At 39.7% G+C, this 14899-nt stretch carries 15 protein-coding genes; all 15 read left to right on the forward strand.

Annotated features, from left to right (window positions below; translation table 11 throughout):
- The first annotated feature begins 49 nt into the window (after nt 1-49).
- On the forward strand, nt 50-616 hold the full coding sequence (locus tag IDJ76_RS00935; protein WP_191159792.1) for an NAD(P)H-dependent oxidoreductase: 567 nt from the start codon (nt 50-52) through the stop codon (nt 614-616).
- Between the two features lie 113 nt (nt 617-729).
- Complete coding sequence (gene tssD / locus IDJ76_RS00940) at nt 730-1131, forward strand: type VI secretion system tube protein TssD (protein WP_191159794.1); 402 nt, start codon at nt 730-732, stop codon at nt 1129-1131.
- An 87-nt stretch (nt 1132-1218) separates the two neighbouring features.
- Nucleotides 1219-1611 (forward strand): type VI secretion system tube protein TssD, encoded by a 393-nt coding sequence (tssD, locus tag IDJ76_RS00945; protein WP_191159796.1) that lies wholly within the window; start codon nt 1219-1221, stop codon nt 1609-1611.
- A gap of 96 nt (nt 1612-1707) precedes the next feature.
- Nucleotides 1708-2682, forward strand: coding sequence for a hypothetical protein (locus IDJ76_RS00950; protein WP_191159798.1), 975 nt, complete (start codon nt 1708-1710; stop codon nt 2680-2682).
- A complete protein-coding gene (locus tag IDJ76_RS00955) occupies nt 2683-3300 on the forward strand; it encodes a hypothetical protein (protein WP_191159800.1) in 618 nt (205 codons plus the stop codon).
- Nucleotides 3301-3319: 19 nt separating this feature from the next.
- A complete protein-coding gene (locus tag IDJ76_RS00960; protein ID WP_191159801.1) occupies nt 3320-5083 on the forward strand; it encodes a type VI secretion system Vgr family protein in 1764 nt (587 codons plus the stop codon).
- A gap of 38 nt (nt 5084-5121) precedes the next feature.
- Complete coding sequence (locus IDJ76_RS00965) at nt 5122-6105, forward strand: hypothetical protein (RefSeq protein ID WP_191159803.1); 984 nt, start codon at nt 5122-5124, stop codon at nt 6103-6105.
- The gene (locus tag IDJ76_RS00970) at nt 6080-7273 is read left to right on the forward strand and encodes a hypothetical protein (protein ID WP_191159805.1); all 1194 of its coding nucleotides are present in this window, start codon (nt 6080-6082) and stop codon (nt 7271-7273) included. Before IDJ76_RS00965 ends, IDJ76_RS00970 begins: the two co-directional genes overlap by 26 nt.
- A gap of 10 nt (nt 7274-7283) precedes the next feature.
- Nucleotides 7284-7847: a hypothetical protein gene (locus tag IDJ76_RS00975; RefSeq protein ID WP_191159807.1), complete on the forward strand. Its 564-nt coding sequence runs from the start codon at nt 7284-7286 to the stop codon at nt 7845-7847.
- An 89-nt stretch (nt 7848-7936) separates the two neighbouring features.
- The gene (locus IDJ76_RS00980) at nt 7937-8563 is read left to right on the forward strand and encodes a hypothetical protein (RefSeq protein WP_191159809.1); all 627 of its coding nucleotides are present in this window, start codon (nt 7937-7939) and stop codon (nt 8561-8563) included.
- Between the two features lie 29 nt (nt 8564-8592).
- Nucleotides 8593-9177 carry a hypothetical protein gene (locus IDJ76_RS00985; protein ID WP_191159811.1) on the forward strand — a complete coding sequence of 195 codons (585 nt, stop codon included), beginning with the start codon at nt 8593-8595 and terminating at the stop codon, nt 9175-9177.
- A 158-nt stretch (nt 9178-9335) separates the two neighbouring features.
- Nucleotides 9336-9557 carry a hypothetical protein gene (locus IDJ76_RS00990; protein ID WP_191159813.1) on the forward strand — a complete coding sequence of 74 codons (222 nt, stop codon included), beginning with the start codon at nt 9336-9338 and terminating at the stop codon, nt 9555-9557.
- A 263-nt stretch (nt 9558-9820) separates the two neighbouring features.
- Nucleotides 9821-10363, forward strand: a complete 543-nt coding sequence (locus IDJ76_RS00995) for a hypothetical protein (RefSeq protein ID WP_191159815.1) — start codon at nt 9821-9823, stop codon at nt 10361-10363.
- 231 nt (nt 10364-10594) lie between these two features.
- Nucleotides 10595-11617, forward strand: a complete 1023-nt coding sequence (locus IDJ76_RS01000; protein ID WP_191159817.1) for a LacI family DNA-binding transcriptional regulator — start codon at nt 10595-10597, stop codon at nt 11615-11617.
- A gap of 176 nt (nt 11618-11793) precedes the next feature.
- Nucleotides 11794-14895: a SusC/RagA family TonB-linked outer membrane protein gene (locus IDJ76_RS01005; protein WP_191159819.1), complete on the forward strand. Its 3102-nt coding sequence runs from the start codon at nt 11794-11796 to the stop codon at nt 14893-14895.
- The last annotated feature ends 4 nt before the right edge of the window (nt 14896-14899 follow it).

Here is a 14899-nt window from a genome sequence, read left to right on the forward strand (position 1 = left end):
AATACATCCTTTCATTATCGCTATAACTGCTTACTTTTGTGGCAGAAAAATGAAGCAGGTTGTAATAATAAATGCCGATATTAATAAAGGTGAAACCACCAGGGCGCTTATAAACGCCTACAGGCACGGTGCAGAGGGTGGGCAGGCATCAGTAAAGGATATCGTAATTGCTGATCTGATATTCAATCCTAACAAGCAAGTGCCCGGCAATACGGGGTTAGAGCCAGATCTGGTGAGTGCCATTGTTAAGTTAAACTGGGCTAGCCACATTGTAATATTTTGCCCCGTTTTTAAAGACTCCATCAATTTCAAGATAAAAGGCTTTTTCGATCGCATATTTATGCCCGACCAGGTGTTTGTAATTAATCAGCCAAAGTTTAGTAATGATTTTCGTGGCCGCTCGGCGCGGATTGTTTCTATTTTGGATGAAGCCGCCTGGGCCGACTGGCAGGATACCCAGCGGGCTACTTACCTTTCTATTAAACGCTCTGTTTTAGAAAAATGTAATATTAAACCGGTGCATACCAGTGCTATTGGCCATATTTATTCGCTTGAAAATCAATATGCTCAGAAGTGGTTGAAAAAACTTTATAGCTTCGGTATCAAGCTGATATAGATAATTAAAGGTTAATTTATTATTTCTCGAAACAATATATAATCTCGTCTGTAGTTAATACATAGAGGCCGGTAGTCGGTTTCATTTATTAATAACCTTTAAAATTTATCATTATGGCTTTCAAAGCAAGATTAAATTTTTCGGGCAAAGAGTACGATGTACTTAATTGCTCGTATGCCCTTAACAGAGATGTTGATTCAAAAGGACGCCCGTCATCAGGTGTTTACGGTGGTACTATCGATGTAGAGATCGAGTCTACCGAAGACACTTCAATTATTGAATCGATGGTTAACAATCAGTACAAACCCGTTGCAGGTACGTTACTGGTAAAAAAATCTGACGAAGATTCTAAAATGAAAGAACTTTCCTTTGAGGACGGTTACATTGTGAAGTATTCTGAAGGTTTAAACATCGTTGGCGATACCCCAATGACCTACAAGTTTACCATTTCTGCACGCAAGCTTAAACTTGGTAACGCAGAGCATGTTAACGACTGGCCAGGACGCGCTAACTAATTTCATTTTCTTTTAATTAATTGAGTTTGCGCTTTGCTGTAACGGCTAAAGTGTACCTCTGATTGTTACACAAAAAATTCTATTATAATGGCTTTTAAAGCAAGAATTAATATAGGCTCGAAAGAGTTTGACGTGCTACAGTGCAGTTATGCGTTAAGCAGGGATGTTGACGCTAAAGGTCGCCCTTCATCAGGTGTTTACGGTGGTACAATCCAAATTGAAGTTGAATCGACCGAAGATACTTCGGTTATAGAATCAATGGTGAATAACCAATATAAACCGCTTAGCGGAACAATAACCTTCAAAAAATCTGAAGAAGATGCTAAAATGAAGGAACTGACTTTTGAAGATGGTTACATTATACAGTATAACGAGGGGATCTCAATAGTCGGTAATGCACCTATGACCCTTAGTTTCGTATTGTCGGCACGCAAGCTAAAAATTGGCAATGCTGAGCACGAAAACGACTGGCCAAAATAGGCAATAGTCGAATCTACAAACACCAGGATACGGAGGAGATAGAAGGTATCTTCTCCGTATTTTTTTAGCCCATCAGGTTCTTTTTTTAATCTGCCCATGAAAAAAAAGAAAAGAATAATTAAGCACGGTTCACCTACCATTCGCAAAAAAGTTAAGTCTGTAGCCCCTACAGCTATGGAATACATATTGCTTTTTAATACCTGCGAAATCAAAAAGGAAAAGATAGCCGCTGTTGACAAAATAATTGACGAAAAAATAGTTGTTAACAGAGCAAGATACGAAGGCGTTTCCAGTTTGGTAAAAGGAGGGGGCGTCAGTTCATTGTTGCTGAATAATCAGCCATTATTTCAATCGTCCTACACACCATTTTACAATAGATTCCCATCACTTGCAGATTCAGCAGCTATGCCAGCTACGGCAGTTGCAGATTCAACGGCCACAGCAACCGGAATGCCGATAGATACCTCGGCTTTAAAAGCCTTATCAGCACCATTAACGCCTTTCAGTCTGCCTAAGCCTACATTTGGGTTTACCCCCCAAAAATATGATTTGCTAACAGGTAAATACGTCCCCAATACAGATCCGTTTGGGTTAAACAGGGATATTTTTGGTGGCACAAATTTCTTTGCCGGCTCATCGGTTCCCTGGTATTTTATAGCATGTGTACATTACATGGAATGTAGTTTTAGTTTCAAACGCCATTTACATAACGGCGACCCTTTAACTGGCTATACCGTGCATGTGCCGGCTAACAGGCCTAAAGTAGGGCACGCCCCACCATTTACATTTGAGGAGAGTGCTGTTGACGCCATTAAACTGATGAAGTACGACCAGGTCACCAACTGGAGCTTATCGTTTATTTTACTCAAACTGGAAGGTTATAACGGCTTTGGTTACAACCGAAAAGGTATCCATACACCTTATTTGTGGAGTTACTCTAACCATTATACCAAAGGTAAGTACGTTAAAGATGGGGTTTATGATGCCGACGCAGTATCCAGCCAGTTGGGTGCAGCAGTTATTTTAAAACGAATGGAACAAAGGGCACTGATCAGTATCCCCAGAAATTAAATGAAGCGGTTAACAGTATATGCACGGTTTGTAATTATTGCCTCACTGATACCGGTGATGTATGCCTGTAATGGTAGCGAGGCAGGTAATAGAAAAAGAGATTCTGCTACGGTTGCTATATCAAATGACACCGTTGCCGCCAGGTATGCCACAAAAGATACCGGCACAGACGAGCAACAGTTTCGCCTGTTTTTTGAAAAATTTAAATCTGCAGCTAAAGCTAATGGCAAAACACAACTTGTTCAAATGTTCAACTTTCCGTTGCAAACCTTACCGCAGTGGACTAATGACGAATTGAAAAGCAATCCTGTGGATGTTAAAAGCGGGTTAATTACCGTAAATGAGTTTCCGCAATACTATGGTGATATTTTTACCCGGGATGCTTTAAAACTTATCCCGTTAAGTAAGGAAGATGACCTATCTGAAATTGATAAAACTACTGCCGAGAATTATTACTTAACCTTAAAAGTGATAACAGATAAAGGCAGCACACTATATGAGTTAGAGAAGCAATACACCGAAGATAATGGTAAAGAAACGTCTTTCGGGTTTGTTTTTGGTAGAGTAAATGGTACTTATAAAGTTATAAGCTACTTCAGGCCATGGCCCTTAAAATAATAACACTAAGCCAAATAATATGGATAGCAAGATAAAGGTAGATATTAGCATCGAGGGTACGCCAATTGCGCATTTCTCGTCTTTTACACTGGACCAGCGTTTTAACGAACACCATACTTTTCAGTTGCGCTTTAACCACGATCAGATTGAAAACACCAATAAGGTAACGCTGGAAAAATCGAAAGAATTTATCGGTAAAAACCTTACCGTGCAATTTGGCCGTATCGAAGACGCCGAGCACCAGTTTACCGGTAAGATTACCCGGGTAGAGATCTCCCAAAGCCACGGTTTTCAAGGAGATATTGTTATTAGTGGTTTTAGCCCAAGCATTTTAATTGACCGCGGTGCGGATTTGGGATCGTACCTGAACAAAGACTTGAAAACGATCTTGCAACAGGCAACCGCTGATGCACCACAGAATGACCTTAGCTTTAACATTGCGCCGGCATATACATCGCCGATTGATTATCTGATCCAATACCGCGAGAGCGATTTTGAATTTATCAACCGTTTGTCGGCCGAGTATCACGAGTGGTTTTACTACGACGGCACTAAGCTGAATTTTGGAAAGCCCACCAAACTGGAAGAGATCACGCTGATATATGGCCGTGATTTGCATAGCATTCAATACGGGATGCAGATCTCGCCGTTGAGTTACCAAAAATTCTCTTATAATTCTGTCCAGGATCAATTGCTGACGGCAAAACCGTCGGGCGCCAGCAACGGTTCAGCCGATATGTCGCACGCAATATCGGCCTCCAACCAGGTTTACAGCAAACAATACAACGAACCGCTTGATGTGCGGGTAAACTCGCAAAAAGACATAGACACCTTTGTTAATGACGAACATAAAGCCATCGTATCTGAGCTGTTAAGCATTATGGGCAACGGCGATAACCCGCAGGTTGCCCTGGGCAAGGTGGTAAATATCAGTACCAGTATGCGCGGCCAGATAGGTTTTGAGGTGCAGGATTTTGGCAAGTTTTTAGTAACCGCGGTTTACCATCAGTTGGATGGGGTGGGGCATTACCAAAATACATTTGAAGGCGTATCTGCCGATAGTGAGAAGTTGTTGGTAAAAAACGCAGAAAAGCCTACCGCGGACATGCAGCTGGCTATTGTTACTGATAACGACGACCCCAAAAAGCAAGGACGCATTAAAGTGCAGTTTAAATGGGAGTGTACCAATAATGACGTTACCGAATGGTTAAGAGTGGTTACGCCGGATGCTGGCAGTTCTGATAAAGTCAATCAAAATAGAGGCTTTGTATTTGTCCCCGAAATTGGTGACCAGGTATTAGTTGCATTTGAAGAAGGTAATATAGCTCGCCCTGTTATTATTGGTAGCATGTTTAGTGGTAAAACCGGCATTGGTGGTGGTGGTGGTAATAATAGTAAAAGCATTAGCTCAAAAAGTGGGCATACCCTTCATTTAAACGATGCTGCCGGTATTACTTTTATTGATAAAAGTAAATTAAACCATATTGAAATTGATGGACAAAGTCAAATAACTGTAACCGCAGATAAGGTCATCAAACTGGTATCAGGAGGACCAAACGGGAGCTCTATTACATTAAATGCCGACGGTACTATAGATATAATAGGTAAAATAATCAATATACAGGGCACAGAAGCGATCAATGCAAACGCAGAAAACAAAACTGGTAAAAATGTAAATATTGGCAAGTCTGCAGAAACCAAAGTTGATGTTAAAGGCAGCAGTATCACCTCTGTCTCAAATCAAACGCATACAATACAGGGTAAAGAAGTTGTGATTAATTAAGACAAAATAACTGCTCATAACAAATAAAACTAAAATTCATGACTACGGTTAAAACAAATAAGTGGAGTTTTTTTTCTGATGAACCTAAAGAACAAATTTTTGACAATGGTGGTGCGGGCAATATAAATCCAGATACAGTTGATCTTAGTTATAAGAAAATAATTTCTGGAAAATATAAAAGTGAAACACTTTCATTACTTAAGGTAGATGATATAGTAATTAGCAAATCTATAAACGAAACCACGTTTACGTTATCGGTTTTAGACCGGGGTACCAACCACACCATTGTTAGGATAGATGTTACCAAGACATTTATGGATAATGGAATAACGGAGTTAAATGATTTTAATGGTTTGTTAATAGCCTTGGGTAGTGTAAAAGATGTTTTGGTTTTGGAAATAAATAATGAAGGCTTTATTTCCGCAATAGTTAATAAAGAAGAGATAAAAGCTAAATGGTTTCAAGTGAAAAATGACTTGGCGACAAATAAGCAATTCAACTTATTGAAACCGGAAGATCAAAAAAGTATTTTAACAGGTGGGGACGAAGAGTATTTGACAAATTTTGATATTGTAAAATTTCTTAACGAAGGTTATACTTTGTACAGTATGTTATTTTGTGGATACTGGCGAAATTATCAATTACAAGAAACGTATGTTATTGGTTCAAAAAACAAGCAATCAGCTATGTTTAAAGACCAGGTTATACCTATAAATTTTAACTATAAGATAAAAAGATGTAATTTACAATCGGCTACTTGCCAGGTAGAAATTCAAGGTGTTGAGGAGCAAAGCTATAATACGATAGGCTTAAAAAAACTATATGAGGAAAAGTATCCTTTCGCAAAAGCAGAATTTGATGATTACTCGTATGATTACGACGTGACCTTAGATACAGACACTGATACAGGCCTTGTTAAAAAGCTGAATACCACAGTTCTTGAACAGGCTGGTAGTATTAGCATGTTTATGGATTGTAACATAAAAATTTTAACTGATGAAAAAGGGCATACTACCGAGTAAAACATATTTGGTTTGCAGTAGCGGGTTAAAAAAAGCTGAATTACAGGTGATTAGCCAAATGACTGTTTTTAACGACAATAAAAACAGAAAGATTGCTACGATAGACGATCGGTTTGGCGACTTTATTTGTAAGTACGCCCTAATACTTGGTGCGTTAGTATTGGGGGCTTTAATTGCAAGCGGCGGCAGCGCAGTAGCTATGATAGCAACAGTTCTTATTGCAACGGGTATTAGTTTGAGTATGTGCGCAATTGTAAACCTATTTAATAGCGGGGGATGGAAAAGTTATCACCCAACTGTATTTATTAATCAAAACACAAAACGAAACGTACTTACGGAGAAATCATATTTTAGTTGCCCTATAGGCGGTACAATTATTCCTATTTACGATGAAGCTATAGCATCTAAACAAGCAGCAATTTTCAGAGATAAGGCACTTACGGAGATACTTATGGCCGGTGTAGGTGGATATGCACTTGGTGGATTTGTGGCAGCTTCGGCAGGTTTCGGAACAATTGCAAGCGGGCTTACTGTAGGTTTTGGAATTGGCGCAGGCGTAAGTTATGTACAGGATAAAAGTTTGGAATTATACTATGGGGAAATGTCTGAAAAGCAAAAGGAAAGTCCGCTTTACCATAAATCAGAAGGTACAGATGTAATTCCTTATGCAACACCAAAAATGACCGGAGATGAAAATACAACCAAAACTATAGAGAAGGCCGGGGAATTGAGAGGTAATAAAGAGCAGATAATTGACTCGAAAGTTCAAGATCGTTTAAATAGTAATACCGGACGTAACGGTGGCCTTCTAAAAAATGACCCTAAAAAACTTGCTAAAATCGCTCGCGACAATGGGAATTTGTCAAATAGCGAATATTTAAGAATAAGAAGAGAATTGCAAGCGAAACAAGTGGCAGATTTAAGGGCAACAGATGGATTAAAACAATATAAAAGCGAACATATCAAGAACTTAAAAGAAAGTGGCTCCCGGTTTAAAGAAGGCTTTAGTTTAAAAAACAAAATGGGAAGAATTTTTTGGATATCAACAGTTGTAGAAACAGCCAGCAATTTCTGGACGGAAGGAAGACAGAGAGAGTTATACGATGAATCAACTGCTGCTGAAGACGCAGTCAAGAAACATATAGGTGTTTTTGCTCAAAAGGTATAACTGAAAATCTATGATAAAAATAGTGAACCACCTTTGGCAAACCAGTAAGGTTTTGGTTGTAAGCTTACTGGTTTATATTTGCGCTGTTGCTATGGTTTTGATAAGTACAGCTACTGGTTATCTGTCATTAAAAAAAGTAATGGGAAATATTGTTGCGGTTAGTTTAGATAAAAGTAAAGCTACCATTCTTAAATTCAACATTGCCGGCGCTAATACTATTTATTACCAAAAATATGAGCGCAGATTTTCAGATGAAAATAGTGTCACAATTAAAAAGGGGGATAATATTTATTTTTATACATTTCAAAGCCCCGAAAGAAAAAGGGCGGCTATAAGCTCACTTGGAGATCAATCTGCCTTTTTTTATTATCCTGTTTTTTACATTAACCAGGCACCCGGCATTTGGCAGGTTTTTTTATATCGGTTTTATAATAGCCTGATCTTAACAATTCTTATTTCACTTTCATGGGCCTTGATTTTATATAATGGCTTTTCGGTTGCTTTAAAATCAAATATCGTTATCAAATTTATGTTGGGCATCTTATCCATTGGCATGCTTTGGTTAGTAATTTGATTTAAAATCGTTAATCCATTTGTAAGTTTGAGCAATAACTATCGTGATATTAATGCGGTGATACTACTTTATTGCTCTTATCATTGAAGATGAAATATAAAATTTCTTTAGCTGGCTTTATCCTTATTCCCTTATTATTAATTGGCTATATCCTATTTTTTGTGGTTAGCGTAAGTAAATTATTGGTAAAGCAGGAAGGTACTATTGTTGCCTATAGTAAAACATCTGCGGGAGCCCGCTCTGCAAGGGAAGATGCTTTTAAATTAAAAGAACATCCGCAGTTAACCTACAAGAGATCTTATGAGGGCTTAAGCCGTTTTATAACACCCGTTATTAGAGAGAAAGTGTATGCCCCACCTCCTGCAAACGTTAACGCCGACTTGTATTATTTGCATCCAAATCTCCGCCCCGAAGCTGAACGCAAAGTGGTGTTTTTTACAACATGGAGTGCGGTGACGACTGTTCAAAAGGAAAATTCGAACATTCCCTATCTTTATTTGAGATTTAAATCGAATAATTATTCTCCATTTATGCTTTTCCTACATGTCTTTTTATTTACACAAAGCGTTTATAAGATAGGGCTGGTTACTTTTATTTCTTTTATGTTATTTATAGCTTGTTTTTTGCAAAGCGCTACCTTGTATGAACATAATGTTCTTTTTAAAAGCTATGCTATCTTTATGTTGATCTTACATATTTTAATCTTTTTCTTATAGCTATAAATGGAAAAACCACCTGCTTCAATATGAGGTTTAAATCATTTTTGAGTCTGTTTATAACACTTTGGGTTGCTTACTTTATTTTTTTAACAGTAAACGCTGTTAAAATCATCAATAATTTAGAGGTAGTTAGCCAAACCAATATTTCGATGCGTGCAGCGGGTGCTTTCGGATTAATAAGGCATTATTATATAGAATCATATTCCGCGCCAGCACGCAGCACAGTCAACAAGCACGTTGTTGATAGAATCTATTCGGGCATTTCCCTTTCAAAGATATTGGTGCCAGAAGGTGATATAAATGAAACTAAAACAGTTACCTTTTATGCTTTGCGAAAAAAAGATAAAACAATACATTTTGCGTCAACGGCGGGTAAACTGCCGGCTGCAAAGGCTCGGTTGTTTATTGATGTATTAGCTTATCTGATCAACAGATATCTTTTGCTTCACGTAGGTTTTTTTCTATGTTGGTCTGCCATTTCTAAAATATTCGGTTATTTTAAGCGGAACACAAATAACGAACAGGAAATTGAGAGTATAGATAATCAACCGGTTTTTAAGTTTATGCAGAAAGCGCTACTGTTTGCTGCTTTAATATTAGTGTTTATATGAAAAAGATAATTATAATCGTATTATCCGTTTTTGTACTTGTTATTATAGGCCGCCTTTTTTATTCCATATTGTTTAGTAATGACAGTACAAACAATATCGGGAATATTAAAAGTGACGTCGAGTCCGGTCTATATGATTATAATAAAGGGACTCAACAAATGAATAGCAGACATTTTCAGGATGCTGAAAAGCATTTCTTGGAAGTATTAAAATATAAAGACAATTTGAATAAAGAAACCTATATCAATACTTTGGTCAATTTGGGGGCATGCTGCGCTAATCAGCAAAAACTCGCCGATGCCGAAAAATATTGGAAGGAGGCTGCCGATCTGGGTGATAAAGATGCGGCTAATAACCTATTGAAGTTACATCAGAATTAATCGTCACACTGATTATCTAATTTATCAGCCTAATACGCAAAACGAATAAAAAAACATAAGCGTAAGTTTTGTCTGTAAGTCACCGGCGAAGTTTTGGAGCGGCGTTGGGAGTATGCTGATGGGCATTACAATCAATCTAAATTGATATTGCATGCAAGTGCGAGGTTTATGGAGGCTGTAAAATATAATTATCAATTTCTTACACAGTTTGATTTAAAAAAAATTGACGAATAATAAAGGCAATACTATTTAAAAAATATAGCATGAAAAGTTCTGGTGTTGCAAAAGAGGTTGTTTTCAATAATGTGCTTACGCTAAGCTTTATTTGGTTCCCACTAACTGGTTTTACGGTGAGTATTGTTTTGTTTTATTTATATGCCGAGTATGGATTTAATTACCTGGGCGTATGGGGTTTGATTTTTACAGGATTTATTGTTCTTTTTATTATGAATTTGCTTTTAAAATACTTCAGCAAAAATATCCGTCTGTATTTTACTGGGAATGATATGGATATAGAAATAAACGGGCAATTGCAGAAAATTCAGAAACAAGACGTGGTTGGTTTGTTTGCCCCAGATTACGAAAATTCAAAATCGTCTCTTATTTCATTACAGTTATGTTTTAAAAATGGTAACAAGTTAGACATTACCGATTCGAAATTTACCGAAAAGTATGATGTGGGTGTTAACGAAGTATTGAAAAAAGATTTAAGATTTATATTGGATGAACTTGGTTTTATCAAGATCAGGCAAAGTAAATCAAGGGCATTTAAAAAACAAGGTGCATACTGGTATGCTGTTGGTTAAATTAAAGTATACCATAAATAACTGAAGGTGTTTACCGGCTAATTGAGCGTAATTAAATTGATGAACAGATGAAAGGTGCATGTGTAGTTTGTGCATATTAGCACTTGTCAATCACTGTTTATTCCCATTCAAACTGGGCACTGTCAGGGCACGATCAATATTATCTTAAATTGATTTATATTTACCTGCTTCAATAACCTACATTAGCAAAAACTTAACCTCAGGGAATTTATGAATAAGAAGATCTCGATGGACGATATCGCCCGCGATTTAAATATTTCTAAATCCACCATCTCCTTTATTATCAATGGCAAAGCCAAAGAAATGCGGATCAGTGATAAACTGGCTACCCGGGTGTTGGATTATGTGAAAGAAAAAAATTATAACAGGAATGCTTTAGCCCAAAGCCTGCGTACAGGTAAATCCAAGATTATCGGCCTGATTGTAGAGGACATTGCCGATGCCTTTTTTTCGAGCGTGGCGCGGCTGATAGAAGAGCGGGCCTACAAAAAAGGTTACAAGATCATCTATTGTAGCACAGAAGATAATCCTAAGAAGACGATCGAGCTGATCAATATGTTTAAAGGGCGCAATGTGGATGGCTTTATTATAACCGCGCCCAAAGGCATCGAAACCGAGGTTGAACTGTTGGTGGCGCAAAACCACCCCTTTGTTCTGTTCGACAGGTATTTCCCGGAGATAGAAACCGACTATGTTATTATAGATAATCTGGCCGGGGCAAAAATGGCGGTAGAGCATTTAGTGGCAGAAGGGTTCAGGCAAATTGCATTCATTACGCTGGCGTCAGACCAAACCCAGATGGCAGAACGGTTAAAAGGTTATAACGAGGCTATTAAGGCCGCCGGATTTAAGCCGCAGGTGCTGGAAATCAAATTTACCTCTAAGCCCGAAAAGGTGGTGCAGCAGGTGAGCGCCTTTCTATTAAAAAATAAAGATGTCGATGCCGTGTTATTTGCAACAAACTACCTGGCGCTGCAGGGCTTTGAAGCAATTAACCGCCAGAATTTAAGGATCCCGGATGATTTGGCTGTTGTGGCCTTTGATGATCATGCTTTTTTCAAAGTTTTTAACCCGCCTATTACCGCCGTATCACAACCTATGAAAAACCTTTCAGAAAACCTGATAGACGTGCTCTTTAAAAGAATGAGCGGGGGCGAGGATACGGGCAGCAGTGTACATAAGGTATTACCACCCGAATTGATCGTCCGTAAATCATCAGTTAAAAGCAAATAAATATTTTTTTAATAATTTGCTAAATCCGTTTAGTTTTTCTACGTTTGGAAACCAATTAAAATTCAAAGACCTATTTTATTGCTTTAGCACCGTGATGATGTTCGCATTTTTTAAAGAAGCTATGTTGTGCGCCTTGTTTTTTAATATGAATCAATTCAACCCAATATAAATCGCTTATGATCAATTTTACTTTTAAAGAGAAATGGAAGGCCTTAGTATTTTGCCTTCTTATTTTGCTCAGTTTCGGTACCGAAAGCCGTGCGCAGAGCAGATCTGTAACCGGCAAGGTGCTGGATGCCGTTACTAACGAAACCGTTATCGGTGCAACCGTGCAGATAAAGGGCACTACCACTGGTGTAGCTACAGATGTTAACGGGAACTTTAAGCTTAACGCAGCTGAAGGTGCCGTGCTCGAGATAAAGAGCATTGGCTATACTACGCAGACCGTGGCCGCCAATTTCGATGCACCTATGGTAATTAAACTGGCGGGGTCAAGCAGCAACCTTAATGAGGTAGTTGTTGTAGGTTACGCCACCCAAAAGAAGGTAGACCTAACCGGAGCTGTTTCTACAGTGAAGAGCAGTGATATTGCTAACCTTCCGGTTGGTGGCGCCGATCAGATCCTGCAGGGTAAGGCAGCCGGCGTTTCGGTAACACAATCTACCGGTGCCCCCGGCGATGGTATCAACATCCGCATCCGTGGGGTAGGTACTATCAATGATAACAGCCCGCTTTATGTGATCGATGGGATCCCTACCAAAAACGGTATCAATGAGATCTCTCCAAACGACATCGAGTCTATCAGTGTGTTAAAGGATGCTTCTTCTGCTGCTATTTATGGTGCACGCGCATCTAACGGCGTAGTTATCGTTACCACTAAAAAAGGTAAAAACGGTGCGCCAAGGGTAAACGTAAATGCTTACACAGGTGTGCAAACTTCTCAGCACCTCATTAAAATGGCTAATACGGCGCAATATGTAGCCGCTTATAACACGGCAGCCACTAATGATAAACGCCCGTTGATCCCTGCCAGCATCATTGCGGGACTGCCCGATGTGAACTGGCAAAAAGAGGTTTTGCGCCCGGCACCTATCACCAATGTACAGGCGTCGGTAAGCGGAGGGAGTGATAACTCTACCTACATCGTATCGGCCAATTACTTTAAGCAAAACGGTCTGATCAAAAACTCTTCCTTTGATCGCCTGAACTTGCGTACTGCCGTTACAAGCAACTTTTCTAAATATTTATCATTCGGTACCAACGTTAACCTGGGCTATTCTAAAACCAGGCAGGTAGGTACATCGGGCGATGGTTTTGGTGCAGGCAACCCTGGGGCCAGCGTTTTACGTTACGCCCTGTTCCGCACACCGGCTACACCCGTACGTAATGCCAATGGTGATTTTGTTGATCTGCCGCAAAACCCTGAGTTCTTTGGCGATGGTTTAAACCCGGTGGGTTTTGCCGATAACTACAACCGTAACTTTATGGGCTACTCCGTTTTAGGTAATGCTTACCTGGAATTGAAGCCGATTAAAAACCTGAAGATAAAAACCGATTTCGGTACGAATTTCCTGATCACCGATTATAAACAATTCTTTGCTACCTGGGGTATTGACCGTTTCTTAAACTCGCCAAACAGTTTAGCGCAATCAAACACCAACCAGTTTGATTACAACTGGACAAACACTGCCACTTACGACTGGACGCTTGCCAAGAAAAACGTTTTCAACTTTTTAGTAGGTACCGAGGTAATTAAAAGCAACAGCCGTGCATTAGGTGCATCACGTACCTTGTTCTCAGATCAAAGCTCGCCGTTCCAATATCTGGACAATGGCTTGGGTATCCAGCAAAATGGCAGTAACCAGATCCATTCGGGTTTGTTCTCTATCTTCGGCAGGGTAAATTATGCGTATGATAATAAGTACCTGGCCACCTTTAACGTAAGGCGCGACGGTTCATCACGTTTAGATCCAAGCAACCAATACGGTCAGTTCTATGGTGGTTCATTAGGCTGGAGGCTTGACCAGGAAGATTTCTTGAAAGATGTAAAAGCCATCAACCTGTTAAAATTAAGGGCGGGCATTGGCCAGTTGGGTAACCAGCAGATCCCCGAATATGCTTATGCAACGCTGGTGCAAAACTCGGGCTATTATCCTTTTAATGGTGTAAGTACTCCTGGTAATTCCATCAGTGTGTTGGGTAACCCTAACGTACGCTGGGAAACCAGTACGCAAACAGATTTTGGTGTAGACCTCGGTTTGTTTAACAGTGCGTTAACTATCTCTGCCGATTACTATATCAAGAACACATCCGGCGTATTGCTTCCTCCGGCAAAACCATCAAGCAGCGGTGGTGCGGGTAGTGCTACTGTAAATGCAGGCGGTGTACGTAACCAGGGTTTTGAGTTAGAGCTGGGCTACCGCAATACTTTAGGCGGTAAGTTTAAATACGAGTTCATTGGTAACTTTGCCACTGTTAAAAACGAGGTTACCTCGTTAGCAGGCGGCTCGGCTATTGTTGGCGGGCGCATAGATAATAACTACTATGCTACACAAACAGAAGTAGGCCACCCTATAGGTTCTTTTTATCTGCTACAGCAGGAAGGGATCTTCCAGAATGCGCAGCAGGTATTTACTCACGCTTACCAGGGGCCTAACGTAAAACCGGGCGATGTAAAATACAAAGACATCAGCGGACCTAATGGCGTGCCGGATGGCGTTATTGACGACCAATACGACCGTACCTATGTAGGCAGCCCGATCCCTAAATTTACTTACGGTTTAACCTCTAACTTCTCTTACGCAGGGGTAGATATAAGCTTATTTTTCCAGGGCGTTTACGGTAACAAACTTTACAACCAGGTAAATACCGATATTGAAGGTTTTTACCGCGCATTCAACGTAACCGAAAGGGCAGCAACCCAGGCATGGACAGGCGAGGGTACTTCAGATCAGTTCCCGCGTTTATCATGGGACGGTGCAACGAACAATAAGCGCCCGTCTACCCGCTTCTTAGAAAGCGGCTCTTACCTGCGTTTAAAGAACGTGCAGTTAGGGTATACTTTTAGCGATCGTTTGGTAAAGGCAGTTAAATTATCGTCGGTTAGGTTCTTTGTGAGTGCACAAAATGTATTCACGGTAACCAAATACACAGGTATTGACCCTGAAATGTATACAAACAGCAACTCGGCCGGCGATGGCGTACGAGCCGTTGGTATCGACTTTGGTACTTACCCGTCTGCACGCACATTCACTATCGGTTTTAATGCAAATTTTTAATTCT

Source organism: Mucilaginibacter glaciei (genome assembly GCF_014773245.1).
GTDB lineage: Bacteria > Bacteroidota > Bacteroidia > Sphingobacteriales > Sphingobacteriaceae > Mucilaginibacter > Mucilaginibacter glaciei.

What these genes read in the sequence shown, in the direction of transcription:
- IDJ76_RS00935 (WP_191159792.1), top strand. Translation starts at nt 50, where the DNA reads ATGAAGCAGGTTGTAATAATAAATGCCGATATTAATAAAGGTGAAACC.
- tssD (WP_191159794.1), top strand. Translation starts at nt 730, where the DNA reads ATGGCTTTCAAAGCAAGATTAAATTTTTCGGGCAAAGAGTACGATGTA.
- tssD (WP_191159796.1), top strand. Translation starts at nt 1,219, where the DNA reads ATGGCTTTTAAAGCAAGAATTAATATAGGCTCGAAAGAGTTTGACGTG.
- IDJ76_RS00950 (WP_191159798.1), top strand. Translation starts at nt 1,708, where the DNA reads ATGAAAAAAAAGAAAAGAATAATTAAGCACGGTTCACCTACCATTCGC.
- IDJ76_RS00955 (WP_191159800.1), top strand. Translation starts at nt 2,683, where the DNA reads ATGAAGCGGTTAACAGTATATGCACGGTTTGTAATTATTGCCTCACTG.
- IDJ76_RS00960 (WP_191159801.1), top strand. Translation starts at nt 3,320, where the DNA reads ATGGATAGCAAGATAAAGGTAGATATTAGCATCGAGGGTACGCCAATT.
- IDJ76_RS00965 (WP_191159803.1), top strand. Translation starts at nt 5,122, where the DNA reads ATGACTACGGTTAAAACAAATAAGTGGAGTTTTTTTTCTGATGAACCT.
- IDJ76_RS00970 (WP_191159805.1), top strand. Translation starts at nt 6,080, where the DNA reads ATGAAAAAGGGCATACTACCGAGTAAAACATATTTGGTTTGCAGTAGC.
- IDJ76_RS00975 (WP_191159807.1), top strand. Translation starts at nt 7,284, where the DNA reads ATGATAAAAATAGTGAACCACCTTTGGCAAACCAGTAAGGTTTTGGTT.
- IDJ76_RS00980 (WP_191159809.1), top strand. Translation starts at nt 7,937, where the DNA reads ATGAAATATAAAATTTCTTTAGCTGGCTTTATCCTTATTCCCTTATTA.
- IDJ76_RS00985 (WP_191159811.1), top strand. Translation starts at nt 8,593, where the DNA reads ATGAGGTTTAAATCATTTTTGAGTCTGTTTATAACACTTTGGGTTGCT.
- IDJ76_RS00990 (WP_191159813.1), top strand. Translation starts at nt 9,336, where the DNA reads ATGAATAGCAGACATTTTCAGGATGCTGAAAAGCATTTCTTGGAAGTA.
- IDJ76_RS00995 (WP_191159815.1), top strand. Translation starts at nt 9,821, where the DNA reads ATGAAAAGTTCTGGTGTTGCAAAAGAGGTTGTTTTCAATAATGTGCTT.
- IDJ76_RS01000 (WP_191159817.1), top strand. Translation starts at nt 10,595, where the DNA reads ATGAATAAGAAGATCTCGATGGACGATATCGCCCGCGATTTAAATATT.
- IDJ76_RS01005 (WP_191159819.1), top strand. Translation starts at nt 11,794, where the DNA reads ATGATCAATTTTACTTTTAAAGAGAAATGGAAGGCCTTAGTATTTTGC.